We start from the raw sequence: 13935 nt of genomic DNA, 5'->3' as shown, positions 1-13935 counted from the left end.
ACCCCTGACCTTCTGTTCCGTAGACAGACGCTCTATCCAGCTGAGCTATGGGCGCTTATTCACTTGTTTGTCGCCTTGACGACTTGAATAACAATACACGAGATTCGATGCCGAGAAAAATCGAAACACTCAAAAGTGCTCGGGTTCACATTTGGGCTGCAGCAAAATGCTGATTGTCAGCTATTCGGCATCTGGCTAGTCCTCTAGGATGCGCTGATATAGGTGGTGATCCTGCCACCGGCCGGCGATTTTCAAGTACCGCGGGGCAGTGCCGATGAGTTGAAAACCGGAGTTGAGCAAGACCCGCTGCGAGCCGATGTTGTGAAGCAGGGTGGATGCCTCGATGCGGTGTAAACCTAATTCAGTTCCTGCAATAGCGCAGATTTCCCGAACTGTGGCGGTGGCCAGGCCGCGGCCGCAGTAATCGGCATCCATCCAATAACCGAGGCTGGCATTTTGGAATGGGCCGCGGGTAATGCCGGTCAGTGTAAAGCGGCCGATAATTGAGTCGTGCTCAAAAAGTGCCAATGGATAGGCGAGTTCTTGTTGATAGAGTTCCAGCCGTGACTCGAGGTCCCGTTCTTGCCATTGCTTCGTGAAGTATTCTGCGGGCCTGATTGGCTCCCACTGAGCGAGATGCTCCTTGTTGCTCAGGTAGGCCGCGGCTAGTTCGGCCGCGTCGGAGCGTTGGAGCAGGCGTAGTTCAATTCCGGGCTGGATGTGGATGGGTTTCATGTAGACCTCTTCCCGGGTAAACAAAAATTCCCACTCGAAAGAGTGGGAATTTTCTTTGGTGCGCCCAAAGGGATTCGAACCCCTGGCCTTCTGTTCCGTAGACAGACGCTCTATCCAGCTGAGCTATGGGCGCTTATTCTTTTGTTTAGTTCGTTTGCTCGAACCTCCAATAACTATACGGGTGGTTTGGGCATCTTGCAAATCGGCGAATGGGGGCGCTTGTTTTTGGTGAATATGCCGGTGTTCGGCCAGCACAAAAGGGTACCGGTCTACGTGACCTTCGTCACATTAACTTTCGGTGTTGAATAGGAAAACCCCCGGAATTCCGGGAATCTTGTCAATTCAACTTTAGGTCAGATTTTCACCTGAGGTTTGAGTCACAGGGTTCCAGCAAGGCTCACCCCATAGCCTTGATTTATTGCAAGTTCAGCCCAATGGAGGGAATGGATAATGAGCACGAGCTCGGATCAGAACGTTATCGACGCAGCGCCTACTTCGCACGTGAAGTTGTCAGCATGGGTCGAAGAAGTTGCCGCACTGACGAAGCCGGATCGTGTTTATTGGGTTGACGGATCAGCTGAAGAAAACGACCGCCTGTGCGCCGAGCTGGTTGAAGCCGGCACCCTGGTCAAGCTGACCGATCCAAATTTCCCCAACTCCTACGCGGCATTCTCCGATCCCAAGGACGTAGCGCGCGTCGAGGAACGTACCTTCATCTGCTCCAAGGAAGAGAAGGACGCCGGCTTCACCAATAACTGGGAAGACCCAGAGGTGATGAAGACCCGCCTGAGCGGACTGTTCGACGGCTCGATGCGCGGCCGCACCATGTACGTCATTCCATTCGTCATGGGTCCCTTGGATGCCGACGAGCCAGCTTACGGCGTAGAGATCACCGACTCCGCCTACGTGGTCACCTCGATGCGCATCATGGCCAAGATCGGCACCGAAGTGCTGCGCAAGATGGAAGCGGAGAACGCGTTCTTCGTACCAGCCCTGCATTCGGTAGGTGCGCCCCTGGCAGAAGGCCAGGAAGACGTCATCTGGCCATGCAACGAAGACAAGTGGATCGTTCACTTCCCAGAAGAGCGTGCCATCATGTCCTACGGTTCGGGCTACGGCGGAAACGCCCTGCTGGGCAAGAAGTGCTACTCGCTGCGCATTGCTTCGGCGATGGCCCGCGATGAGGGATGGCTTGCCGAGCACATGCTTATCCTGAAGCTGACCAGCCCGCAGAACAAGGCCTACCACATTGCCGCTGCCTTCCCCTCGGCCTGCGGCAAGACCAACCTCGCACTGCTGGATCCAACGATTGACGGTTGGAAGGCCGAGACCCTGGGCGATGACATCAACTGGATGCGTATTGGCAAGGACGGCGAACTGCGCGGCGTCAACCCGGAGTACGGCCTGTTCGGCGTGGCTCCAGGCACCGGCTGGTCCACCAACCCCAACGCCATGCGCGCCATTACCAAGGGCAACTCGATCTTCACCAACGTTGCGCTGACCGATGAAGGTGGCGTCTGGTGGGAAGGCATGACCGACGAGGCACCTGCCCACCTGACCGACTGGTTGGGCAACGACTGGACTCCGGAATCTGGCACCAACGCAGCCCACCCGAACTCCCGCTTCTGCACCCCGATCGCACAGGTCGACATGCTGTCCAAGGATTACTACTCGCCAAACGGCGTGAAGATCGATGCAATCCTGTTCGGCGGCCGCCGCAAGACCACCATCCCGCTGGTGACCGAGGCCCGCAGCTGGACCAACGGCATCTTCATGGGTTCGACCCTGTCCTCGGAGACCACCGCGGCCGCCGCCGGTGCCACCGGCCAGGTGCGCCGCGACCCCATGGCCATGCTGCCGTTCATCGGCTACAACGCAGGCGACTACCTGAACCACTGGGATAAGATCTCCGGCAAGCTCAACCCAGAGCAGATGCCAAAGATCTTCCTGGTCAACTGGTTCCGTCGCACCCCAGAAGGCGGCTTCGCATGGCCGGGCTTCGGCGACAACTCGCGTGTTCTGAAGTGGGCCATCGAGCGCATTGAAGGTTCCGCAGACGCCAAGGAAACCGCCATCGGCTACGTGCCAACCGGCAATGCCCTGGACCTGACCGGTCTGGAAGGCTTCACCCCAGCCGACGTTGAAACCGCAGTTGCGGTTAACACCGACGAATGGCTGAACGAAGTGGACAGCATCGAAGAGTGGTACGCAAACTTCGGCGAAGCGCTGCCCGCCTCGCTGCGTGCAGAGCTCGACGGCCTGAAGGCCCGGCTGAGCGCCTAACGCAAAAAGCTAAGAACCCTGGTTCGCTCCTTCCCCGCGGAAGGAGCGAACCAGGGTTCTTGGCGTTAAGCCGCGGTGCTCTTTCGGTGGAAGCGCTCGGCAGTGTAAACCAGCGCGCAACAGGCGATCGGGGCCGCTGCCAAAGCGGTCAGCGAGAAGGCAAGCGGGGAATCTTCGCCGCTTAGGCCCACCAGCGGCGTGGCCACCGCACCGATGAAGAACTGGAAACAGCCCAGCAGCGCAGAACCAGAACCAGACACCGTGCGTACCTCGCTCAGGGCCAGTGCGGTGGTGTTGCCCATGGTGAAGCCCAGGGAAGTGACCATGATGAAAATCAGTACCGCCAACACCAGGCTGCGCACACCGAGCTGTACCAAGACCGCCATCAGGCATGCGGCGGCAAACAGTGTGCCCAGGGCTACCGTCACGGTGCGGCGCAGTGGAACCCGCAGCGCCAATTTGGATGAAACGAAGCCAGCCAGGATCAGCCCCAGCGAATTGAGTCCGAAGCATAGGGCGAAACCCTGCGGGGACAGCCCGATCACGTTCTGGTAGAGGAACGGCGAGGCCGAAACATAGGCCATCATCGTGCCGAAGGAAAAACCCGACTGGAACATATAGCCGACAAAGCGCTTACGTCGCAGTGCCTGCAGCAGCGGAGAAATGAAGCTGCCCGAAGAACGCCGGTCCACAGGGAGGGTCTCCTTGTATACCCAGAAGACTCCCGAGGCCATGATGACACCGGCAATGGCGATGAACCACATGACAGCACGGAAGCCGCCGAGCGCAGCCAAGACCGAACCAAGCAACGGCGCCACCGCCGGAGCCACGCCGGTGAACGTCATGATCAAGGAGAAGATTCTTGCCGTCTGGCCTCCCCTGGTCGTATCGGCGACGATGGCCTTGGAGATGACGACGCCCGCGGCGCCACCGAGCCCCTGCAGGGCGCGGGCAATGATCAGCGTGGTCAGCGTCGGCGCAAGTGCTGCAACGACCGAAGCCAGTACGAACACCGCCGTACCCCACTGCAGCGGCACCGAGCGGCCCCGCCGATCCGAAAGTGCACCCCAGAAGATCTGACCTGCCGCCAAGCCCAGCAGGAATGCCGTCAAGGTGAGCTGAATTCCGGTGGCAGAGGAGGAAAATTCCTCGGTCATTGCCGGGAATGACGGCAGATACATATCGACCGCCAGCGGGCCTGTGGTGCCTAGAAGCACCAGCAGGGCAAAGAGCGGTCGGGTCAGCTGGGGCCGATCGGAGAGTGTGGGCATAGACCAATTCTAGAATTTTATTTGAGCTTCAAGCAGCGGTGGGCGGGGACGGGCCGCCGGGAACCCAGGATCACGATCGCGGCGCGGTTTAAGCGCGTCATGAACAGGTGGGTGCAAAATCAACTAACTGTGAAAAGATGAACCTATGGTTTTGGCACGATTGATTCTTGGGCTGCTGAGCCTGTCGCCGATGACGGGCTACGAACTCAAGAAGCACTTTGACTCATCAATTAACCACTTCTGGAATGCCGACAAGGCGCAGATCTACCGCACCTTGGCACAGCTGGTGGACAAGGGCTATGCAACCGTGCACACCGTCGCCCAGTCGAATTACCCCGACCGCCAGGAGCACCACATCACCGCGGCGGGCCGAGAGGCGCTGACCCAGTGGCTTGCCGGCGGGCCGGTGCAGTCACCCGAACGCGACCCGTTCATGGGCCAGGTGTTCTTTGCCGCCGAGCTTGAGCGCGAGGAGATCGCAAGCCTGCTGTTGCAGCGCCGCAAGAATACCCAGTACGTGCTGGACGACTATCTCTCCCAGCGCGAGGGCATCGACATGCGCGCCGCGGCCGACCGGCGAAGTTTTCTGATGGCCGCAACCCTCGACCACGCGATCAGACAGCAGGCGGCCGAACTTGAGTGGCTTGACGCAGTATTGGAGCATTTGCCATGAGCGAGCAGCACGAGCAGCCGGTGTCGGCCAAGGAAGAGCTGGCCCGCGAGGCGACCGAATACCCCGAGGTGCACCCGGCACGCGGGGACGCACAGGCGCGCGAGAAGGCCCAAACGCTGGTGTTTCTGCACGGCGGCAATGTGGGCAACTGGAGCTGGGATCCTCAGGTCCTCGCCTTTGCCGACTTCAACATCCTCACCCTCCACCTGCCCGCCTTCGGGGCGCGCTACGAGGAGCAGTGGGAAGGGCTGGACTCGGCAGCCGATGACGTTGCTGCATTGATCGCCGACGAGGTGTCATCCGGCGGCGTACACCTGGTGGGAATGTCCCTGGGTGGGGTGATTGCCCTGCATGTGGCCGCACGCCACCCGGAACTGGTCGACTCGGTCATGATCACCGGAACGCCGGTGACATCGATGAGCTCCACGGCCAAGGCCATGCAGCGCATGCAGCTGAAATTGATCGGCAGCGAATGGTACTGGCGCTTCCAGGCGGGCGCCTATGGCATGGTGGACGATGAACGCGAACTCTTTGCGGAGCACGGCGTGAAGCTCAAGGCACAGAACATGCGCGCCATCATGGATGAGATCGGCCCCGGCGCGCTGCCTGCCAAGCTTTCCAACTACACCGGCCCGGTGCTGATCCTGGCCGGTTCCAAAGAGCCGAAGCTCGTCGCCAAATCATTCGCAGCGCTCAGCGTTGCGCTGCCGCAGGCAAAGCTGCGGCTGGTTCCGGGGATGCACCATCAGTGGAACATCGAGAATCCGCTGCTGTTCAATTCGGTGCTGCGCCGCTGGATCACCGACGGCGGGCTGCATCAGTCGCTGGTGCGGCCGGCGAACGAAAAATCCCACGGGGCCGCCTCCTACTCAACGGGGGCCGATCGCATGGGGACGCCCGAAGAGGTCGACCCGGAAGAATCGTCGACGGCCAAGGCCAAGGCGGCCCGACTGGTGGACCGTTTGGATCCGCGCAAACTTGATTTGAACAAGCTTGATCTGAAGGCGCCGCTGTCAAAAAAGCCGCCCGTTGACAAGCGTCCGAGCTCGGCAGGGGAGGGCGCCGAGGAAGCGGAGGCAGCGGCCCAGCCGCCGCAGGACCCCGAAGAGCAGCAGAAATAGGGCGTTTGCAGAACGAGGCTCGCCGCCGGATCCCCATGATCCGGCAGCGAGCCTCGTTCCATTTCAGGCCGCTGCGAGAATTAGGCGGCCAGCCATACGTCCGGACCGAACACCTCGTAGTGGATGCGGTCGGCGGGAATTCCGGCGGCTAGCGCCTGAGATCGGGCGGCGTGCATAAACGGCAGCGGGCCGCACAGGTACACGTGGCTGTCCTCGCTCAGTGCCCCGGTCAGGTCCATGAACCCTGCCTTGGCATTGAGATCCTGCGGCAGTTCACCGCGTTCGAACCAGGTGCTGATGCTTGCCTGCGGCAGGGCCTGGACTGACTGAAGCATCTGCTCGCGCAGCGGCCAAGCGTCGTACTCCTGATCGGCGTGCAGGACGGTGATCTTACGGGTGGAATTTTTGGCGGCCAGGGTCTGCAGCGCGGCGGCGCTGGGGGTGCAGCCGATGCCTGCTGTGGCGATGACCAGCGGCGAGCCGTCCTCGTCGATGACCAGATCGCCATAGGGATTGGACAGTTCCACCACATCGCCGACCTTCAGTGAATTGTGCAGCACCGGGGTGAACTCGCCGTCGGCATCCAGCTTCACCGTGACGGTGCGGCGGGAGGTGGATTCAACATCCTTGCTCAGCGTGAACTGGCGGACCTGGCGCACGCCGTCGCTCATCGGCATGCGCACCGAGACGAACTGGCCCGGGGCTGCCACGGTGACCGCGGTGTCATCGGCCGGTTCAAAGCTGAAGGTTACCGAATCGGTGCCGGTTGCGGTGCGCTCTACGAGTTTCCAGGGGCTGTAGGCGGCGGCGTTGGCCTGCTGCGCGTAGAGGCCTTTTTCGATCTTGATCAGCGCGTGGGCCATGAGCCAGTAGACCTCGGTCCAGGCTTCGGCGATTTCAGGGGTCAACGCGTCGCCCAGATCCTCCGCGATGGCTGCGAAGAGGTGTTCGTAGACGACGGGGTACTGCTCTTCGACGACGCCCAGCGAGGTGTGCTTATGGGCGATGCGGGCCAACATGGTCTCGGGAGTGGTCTGCGGGTTGGCAACCAGATGGGTGGCGAAGACGGCGATCGAGCCTGCCAACGCCTGCTGCTGGCTGCCGTTCTTCTGGTTGGAGCGGGAGAAGGTGCCGTCGAGCAGTTCGGGGTGCGCGGTGAACAGGCGCTGGTAGAACTTTGGGGTGATGCTGGAGATGCGTTCAGCAATGATCGGCAGCGTTGCTTCGATGACCGGGCGAGACTGTGTTGACAGCATGTGGTGTTCTCCTTAGGAGGCGAATTTATCTTGTATTTGAAATGCAAGATTTATAACTTAAGTTCTACGCCCCGTAGAAAGGAAATGCAAGTTTCCTCGGGAGGTCTTTTTAAGTCGGATTTGACTTGGTGATTTATCTGTAACTCAGATTACGCCCCACGGCGCATTGTGGGGAATGGCAGGAGCGTGATGGCGGGGGATTGCGCGCAGATCTCCTGCACCGTGAGCGGATCAAGGGAACTGTAGAAGGCCTCGCGGGCCGCCTTGAGGGCGCTGCGCAGACGGCAGCCGCCGACCAGCGGGCAGTTGCCGTTCGCGTCGTGGTCGGTGCAGTCGACGACGTCTTCGCGGTGGTCCAGGGTGCGCAGCAGCTGGCCTACCGAGCTTTCCAAGCCCACCTGGGTGATTGCGGCGCCGCCGTTGCGGCCGCGGGTCACGTCGATCAGCCCCAGGGTGCGCAGCTCAAGCACCGCCTTGGCCACATGGTTATAGGGCACCGACACCAGCTCGGCGATCTCCCTGCTGGTCAGCTGGCCCGCATTGGGCGCGCCGAGAACCATGATCGTCCGCAGACAGACATCGGCAAAGGCGCTGAGTTTCATAGTGCCCAGTGTACGACGACGCCCTGTGCAAAGAATGTGGCACAGGGCGTCGTTCGGGGTATGGCTGCCGTGGTGGGCTACTGCTGTTCGGTGGACCACATGGCTTCGGCGGACTCGGCTTCTGGATCTTCGAAGATCCACTCGCCGCCCGGCTCGTCCGGCATCCGGTACGGCTGCACGATGGCCAGCGCCGCGCCGACCTTGTGCTCCGCAACGACGTGGATCGCGTCCTTGTCGTTCTCCTGCAGCAGCACGTCGGAGGCGATGGCGATGGCCTGGAAGTGGGCGCCCTGCTGGTTGAGCACCTGCATCAGATCCGCGACCATTGCCTCGGTGTCGATGTCGGCGTCCGGATCCTCCGGGTTGTCGGTCGGCGGCACGGCGATCAGCCGCAGCTCCGCCTCCTCGTTGCCCTCTGCGGGCTCAAGGCCGATGGCGAAGGGCAGGAAGACGCCCTGCTCCTCAAGCTGTTCGCGGGCTACGCCCAGGGCGGTGCCCAGGACCTTGTTCAGGGCGTCCTTGACGCCTTCATCGAGAGTCTCAAGGTTCATGATGGCTCCTTAGTCTGTTGGCTGTTAAGCTCGTACGATCGCCAGGACGGCGTCGCGGATCGGTTCAATAATCTGGGCCGTGGCGCCTTCGCCGTTGAAGCGGAGGAAGGGCTCGGTGTTCGACGGGCGGAGGTTGATCCACCAGCTGCCGTCATTCGCGCTGATCGTCGTGCCGTCCATGGTGAGGATTGCGACGTCCTGCCCGTCAAAGTGTTCCAGCACGCGGGCGGTGGCCCCAGCCTTGTCAGCAACCTCCGAGTTGATCTCGCCGGTGGCCACATAAGGCTCGTACTCGGCGCCCAGCTCCGAGAGCGGCAGTTCTTGGCCGCCCAGGGCGGCGAGCACGTGCATGGCGGCGAGCATGCCGGTGTCTGCATTGTAGAAATCGCGGAAGTAGTAGTGCGCGGAGTGTTCCCCGCCGAAGACCGCACCCTGGGTCGCCATTTCGGCCTTAATGAATGAATGGCCCACGCGGGTCATCACCGGGGTGCCTCCGGCGCGGGTGACGAACTCGGGCACCGCCTTGGAGGTGATCAGGTTGTGGATGATCACCGGGGTGTCCTCACCCTCGGCTTTCACGCGGGCGATCTCCCGCACCGCCACCAGTGCGGTGATGGCCGAGGGGGACAGTGGCAGGCCGCGCTCGTCGATCACAAAGCAGCGGTCGGCGTCGCCGTCGAAGGCAAGGCCCAGGTCTGCGCCGTGCTCAAGCACGGCGGCCTGCAGGTCCTTGAGGTTTTCCGGCTCCAGCGGGTTGGCCGGGTGGTTCGGGAAGGTGCCGTCCAGCTCGAAGTACAGCGGGACGATCTCCAGCGGCAGGCCCGCGAGCACCGCATCGCCCAGCACCGCCGGGGTCGTCATCCCGCCCATGCCGTTGCCGGCATCCACCACGATCTTCAGCGGGCGGATGTTCGAGAGGTCCACCAGTTCGCGCAGGTAGGCGGCGTAGTCGGCCAGTACATCGCGTTCGGTGACGCTGCCCTGCGGGATATCGCCGGAGACCGGCAGGCCCTCGTTCAGGTACTGCTGGGCCAGGTCGCGGATGTCGAACAGGCCGGTGGCCGAGGAAATCGGCAGCGCCCCGGCCTTGGACATCTTGATGCCGTTGTACTGGGCTGGATTGTGGCTGGCGGTGAACACCACGCCGGCTGCCTGCAGCTTGCCCGAAGCAAAGTACAGCTCGTCGGTGGAGATCTGACCGAGCATCACCACGTTGGCACCGCGGTAGGTGGCACCGCGGGCGAAAGCCTGGGAAAACTCGGCAGAGGAGGGGCGCATGTCCCCGCCGACCAGCACGGTATCGCCGCTCAGGGACAGCACATCGACAAAGGCGGCGCCAATGGCCTCTACGGCTTCGGCGGTCAAGGACTCGCCGACGATGCCGCGCACGTCGTAGGCCTTGAAGCTTTGGTTCAGATCAATTTCTTCGCTCACACCAATTAGCCTACCGGTTGGATGCGCCGCGCTCAGGGTTCTAGCCCCGAGCAAACGTAGGAAATACCTAACATTTGCGCGCAGTGTTCACAATGCGCGCTGTGTGCCGACAAAACGTGGGTGTCAGCTGAAATACTTGGGTAATGGATACCTCGCTGCATTCCGACCTCAAGACCTTAGCCCTGGAAAAGCTGCGCGCCCTGGTGCAGAACCCCGAGGCGCAATTCCACGACGGACAGTTTGAGGCAATCAGCGCGCTGGTCGCCGAACGCCGCCGCGCTCTGGTGGTGCAGCGCACCGGCTGGGGCAAGTCGGCCGTGTACTTCATCGCCTCCCTGCTGCTGCGCGAGCAGGGCTACGGCCCAACCCTGATCGTCTCCCCACTGCTGGCGTTGATGCGCGACCAGGTGGCGGCCGCAGAACGCGCCGGCGTGCGCGCGGCGGCCATCAACTCGGCCAACGTTCTTGAATGGCGAGAGATCCTCGAGAAGCTGCAGCGCGATGAGATCGACGTATTGCTGGTGTCCCCGGAGCGGCTGAACAACCCGTCCTTCCGCGAACAGCAGCTGCCCATGCTGCTGAATCGGCTGGGCCTGCTGGTGATCGACGAGGCCCACTGCATCTCCGACTGGGGCCACGATTTCCGTCCTGACTACCGCCGCATCCGGGACCTGATCGCCAAGCTGCCCCAGGGGCTGCCTGTGCTCGCCACCACCGCAACCGCCAACTCCCGCGTGGTCCAAGACGTGGCCGAACAGCTGGCCGGAGGCACCCAAGAGGTCTTCACCCTGCGCGGCACGCTGGCCCGCGACTCGCTGCGTCTGGGGGTGCTGCGCCTGCCTTCCCCGCGCATGCAGCTTGCCTGGCTGCTCAGCCACATCGAAGACTTCAACGGCTCGGGCATCATCTATACGCTGACGGTTTCCGCGGCCGAGGACATTGCCCGGCTGCTGCGCGAGGCAGGCCACCAGGTATCCGCCTACACCGGCCGTACCGACTTGGAGGAACGTGAACGATTAGAGGCGGCGCTGAAGAACAACGAAGTCAAGGCCCTGATTGCCACCAGCGCCCTAGGGATGGGCTTTGACAAGCCGGACCTGGGGTTTGTCATCCACATTGGCGCACCGAGTTCTCCCGTGGCTTATTACCAGCAGGTGGGGCGCGCCGGCCGCGGCAGCATCAACGCGGACGTCCTGCTGCTGCCGGGTCCCGACGACGCCGAAATCTGGGAGTACTTCGCCACCAGCTCCATGCCGGATCAGGTCCGTGCCGGCGCCGTCCTGGATGCGCTGGCTGCCACCGACGGTGCCATGAGCGTCCCGGCGCTGGAAAGCGCAGTGAATCTGCGGCGTTCGCCGTTGGAGCTTTTGTTGAAGGTGCTCGCGGTGGACGGCGCAGTAGAGCGCGTTGCCGGCGGCTGGATGCGCACCGACTTGCCGTGGAGCTACGACGCGGAACGCTACAAGCGAGTGGCGCAGAGCCGCGTGCACGAACAACGCCTGATGATCGACTACGAGAACACCCGCGGCTGCCGCATGGAATTCGTCACCAAGGCGCTGGATGATCCGAAGTCTGCCCCCTGTGGGCGCTGCGATAACTGCGCCGGCGCCTGGTTCGATGACCATATTGCCCAAGAATCGAAGGACAACGCCCAAGCCGCCCTGGTCAGGGCCGGAGTGCCTATTGAGCCGCGCAAACTCTATCCCTCCGGTCTGGACAAGCTGGGCCACACGCTCAAGGGCAAGATTCCGGTAGACGAACAGGTGTCCATCGGCCGCGCGCTGGCGCGACTGACCGACCTAGGATGGGGCAACAGGCTCCGCCAGCTCTTCGCCGATTCCGCCGACGGACCCATCGACCAGGCAATGTTCGACGCCTGTGTGAAGGTATTGGCCGAATGGAATTGGGACGAGCGCCCCGTCGGCGTCGTCGCAATGCCCTCGGCCCACCGCCCGCAGCTGATCACGTCGCTGGCTCAAGGGCTTGCCAACGTGGGACGCCTGCGTTTCTTGGGACAGCTTGAGTATCGGGGAACGCCTCCGCAGCAGGGGCCCGGCGGAAATTCTGCGTTCCGCGTCGCGGCGGTAGCGGACATCTTTGAGATTCCGACGCCGCTGGAACAGCTTTTGGCGAATGCGCCGGGGCCGATCATGCTGGTCGATGACCTTGCCGACTCCCGGTGGTCGCTGGCCATGGCTGGCAGGGCTTTGCGGATCGCAGGAGCACCCGGTGTTTTGCCTTTCACTTTGGGCATCGCTGGGTGAATGTCCAGTTAAACAAAGTACGCTGGATGTATGGACATTCTCATCTGGCTCGTCGTTATCATCGCCGTGATTGCCCTGGGCTATTTCGGACTGCAGGCCCTTCGTAAGAAGAACTCTGCGCAAATTTCTTTGGCAGTGACTCGCGAGGCCGCGCAAGAGGCTAACGCAAAGCTAGATGATGTTTCCCGCAACGCTATTTACCGGAATCTTGCCAAGGGCGACGTGATGGCCGCCGTACAGAATTACCGTGCCGTGACCGGGGATCCGATCAAGGCATGTGTCATTGCGATCCGCAGCCTTGACAAGTACCCGCAGTCGGCGCCAGCCAAGGAGCTGCCAGTCTCGGAAGAAGACATCCAGGCGCTGCGTGACAAGCTGGAGGCTCAAAGCCCAAGTAACGAAGCTGAACCTGCGGAGTCTGAAGTAGAAGCAAAGGACGAGGGCGGCAAAGCCGCAGAACGTCCCGGAATTTCCGAGGATTCATGGGTTATTCCCCAGGAATGGCACGAACAGTTTGGTTCCGAAAATGAGCCGAGCGCCACGCATTTCAAGATGGCATTTGAAATCGAGGGAGAACAGCGCGAGTTCTCCAGCGAGCAGCTTCCTCCCAACGAGTATGACCAGCTGTTCTCTATGCTGCGAGATTCAAACTTCGCTGGTGCCGCGCAAATCCTGCACAGCTACACCGAACTTCCCATTGAAGATCTGGAACGAATGATTGCTGCTTCGCCCATGGCAGGAGAGAGCGCCAGCAGTAACGTTGCTGATTTCCGTTTCGAAGGTGAGGGACCCGATGGTCCTGTCCGCTTCGACGCGGCCGATCTTCCTGAGGAAGAACGCGAGTCCCTCTTTGAAGCTATCGCGGACAATGATCTGGAGAGCATGACGGCAATTATCGTCCGCCATACATCGCTGCCCGAAGACATCGTGCAGAACATGCTGCGTTCATTCGTGAACCGCAACGACTAAGAATCGGTATTCCCCGCATCTGAAAGATTCATGGGTATTGGTGCTTCCCTGTTGTTCCACCGAGCAGCTGAGCTTACCGTGGGGTGATCAATCTGAATCGGGCTGTCGTGGAAGGACGTGGCCGAGATGTCAAAGGAGAAGGATCAATCATCTCCGCTGAAGGGTCCAGTCGGTGATGATGAACTGCAGAACGAAATCTTGAATGCCAAGGCAGCGGAGAAGATCAAGCAAGCCGAAGTGCAGGTCAAAGAGATAGCCCACGATTTTGAACGTGGCGTGAAATGACAATCTAAAGGTGAGGCCTTGAGAGACGAAATGTTTCTCAAGGCCTTTGCCTTGTTCGGTTGTATCGAGGTACCAACTACCTAGTTACTCGTGTCCGCCTACCTAATTTGAAAAAGTACGCAGATACACATTGAAGAATCAGCGAATAGTGGTAGCGTCGAAGGTGCAGTTATCGGTAGACCGATCATCGATCGTTATGGGGATGATTCTCGTCTTTGGCATCAAGTTGGGGGACTAGACGCCAGCCGTTGCAGACCCCGCAGCTTCGAATGGACCTGCGGGGTCAATCATTTAAGCTTCAGCGACACTGATGAAGGACGTCAGGCATGTCGGCCAGGGTAATCGAGCACGTCTATCTCAGGCCAAATCTGAATGATGATATGGAAAAATCCCGGATACTCAGTTGAGTTTCCGGGATTTTTTTCGGCGGACACGGGGGTGTCTGGTCTCAAGACATCCTTCACCCATGTCACGGGACATCCTTCACCCCA

General features: G+C 61.0%; 12 protein-coding genes and 1 tRNA gene. 6 read left to right on the top strand and 7 right to left on the bottom strand.

The window, feature by feature from the left end:
• Nucleotides 1-195: 195 nt before the first annotated feature.
• Both RUH64_RS16750 and RUH64_RS16745 read right to left on the bottom strand, forming a co-directional pair.
• A complete protein-coding gene (locus RUH64_RS16750; protein ID WP_313814920.1) occupies nt 196-735 on the bottom strand; it encodes a GNAT family protein in 540 nt (179 codons plus the stop codon).
• Between the two features lie 56 nt (nt 736-791).
• A tRNA-Arg gene (locus RUH64_RS16745) sits at nt 792-868 on the bottom strand.
• Nucleotides 869-1185: 317 nt separating this feature from the next.
• Here RUH64_RS16745 and RUH64_RS16740 point away from each other — a divergent pair.
• Complete coding sequence (locus tag RUH64_RS16740) at nt 1186-3018, top strand: phosphoenolpyruvate carboxykinase (GTP) (RefSeq protein WP_313814919.1); 1833 nt, start codon at nt 1186-1188, stop codon at nt 3016-3018.
• A gap of 65 nt (nt 3019-3083) precedes the next feature.
• Here RUH64_RS16740 and RUH64_RS16735 read toward each other — a convergent pair whose 3' ends face one another.
• A complete protein-coding gene (locus tag RUH64_RS16735; RefSeq protein ID WP_313814918.1) occupies nt 3084-4289 on the bottom strand; it encodes a multidrug effflux MFS transporter in 1206 nt (401 codons plus the stop codon).
• Nucleotides 4290-4434: 145 nt separating this feature from the next.
• Between RUH64_RS16735 and RUH64_RS16730 the strand changes: the two genes are divergently transcribed.
• Both RUH64_RS16730 and RUH64_RS16725 read left to right on the top strand, forming a co-directional pair.
• Nucleotides 4435-4962 carry a PadR family transcriptional regulator gene (locus tag RUH64_RS16730; RefSeq protein WP_313814916.1) on the top strand — a complete coding sequence of 176 codons (528 nt, stop codon included), beginning with the start codon at nt 4435-4437 and terminating at the stop codon, nt 4960-4962.
• The gene (locus RUH64_RS16725; RefSeq protein WP_313814914.1) at nt 4959-6083 is read left to right on the top strand and encodes an alpha/beta hydrolase; all 1125 of its coding nucleotides are present in this window, start codon (nt 4959-4961) and stop codon (nt 6081-6083) included. The genes RUH64_RS16730 and RUH64_RS16725 overlap by 4 nt, the downstream gene beginning before the upstream one ends.
• A gap of 80 nt (nt 6084-6163) precedes the next feature.
• Here RUH64_RS16725 and RUH64_RS16720 read toward each other — a convergent pair whose 3' ends face one another.
• From RUH64_RS16720 to RUH64_RS16705, 4 genes are all read right to left on the bottom strand, one after another.
• Nucleotides 6164-7339 carry a globin domain-containing protein gene (locus tag RUH64_RS16720; RefSeq protein WP_313814912.1) on the bottom strand — a complete coding sequence of 392 codons (1176 nt, stop codon included), beginning with the start codon at nt 7337-7339 and terminating at the stop codon, nt 6164-6166.
• Nucleotides 7340-7488: 149 nt separating this feature from the next.
• On the bottom strand, nt 7489-7941 hold the full coding sequence (locus RUH64_RS16715) for an Rrf2 family transcriptional regulator (protein ID WP_313814911.1): 453 nt from the start codon (nt 7939-7941) through the stop codon (nt 7489-7491).
• 77 nt (nt 7942-8018) lie between these two features.
• Complete coding sequence (locus tag RUH64_RS16710) at nt 8019-8492, bottom strand: hypothetical protein (RefSeq protein ID WP_313814910.1); 474 nt, start codon at nt 8490-8492, stop codon at nt 8019-8021.
• A gap of 24 nt (nt 8493-8516) precedes the next feature.
• Nucleotides 8517-9926 (bottom strand): phosphomannomutase/phosphoglucomutase, encoded by a 1410-nt coding sequence (locus tag RUH64_RS16705; protein ID WP_313814908.1) that lies wholly within the window; start codon nt 9924-9926, stop codon nt 8517-8519.
• 143 nt (nt 9927-10069) lie between these two features.
• Between RUH64_RS16705 and RUH64_RS16700 the strand changes: the two genes are divergently transcribed.
• The 3 genes from RUH64_RS16700 (at nt 10070) to RUH64_RS16690 (ending at nt 13444) form a co-directional block, all read left to right on the top strand.
• Nucleotides 10070-12190: a RecQ family ATP-dependent DNA helicase gene (locus RUH64_RS16700; RefSeq protein WP_313814907.1), complete on the top strand. Its 2121-nt coding sequence runs from the start codon at nt 10070-10072 to the stop codon at nt 12188-12190.
• Between the two features lie 30 nt (nt 12191-12220).
• Nucleotides 12221-13159, top strand: coding sequence for a hypothetical protein (locus RUH64_RS16695; protein ID WP_313814906.1), 939 nt, complete (start codon nt 12221-12223; stop codon nt 13157-13159).
• 126 nt (nt 13160-13285) lie between these two features.
• Entirely contained in the window at nt 13286-13444 is a 159-nt protein-coding gene (locus RUH64_RS16690; RefSeq protein WP_313814905.1) for a hypothetical protein, read from the top strand.
• Nucleotides 13445-13935 lie beyond the last annotated feature (491 nt).

This window comes from Glutamicibacter sp., assembly GCF_032154645.1.
Classification (GTDB): Bacteria; Actinomycetota; Actinomycetes; order Actinomycetales; family Micrococcaceae; genus Glutamicibacter.
This window is presented reverse-complemented; position numbering and strand designations above follow the sequence as displayed.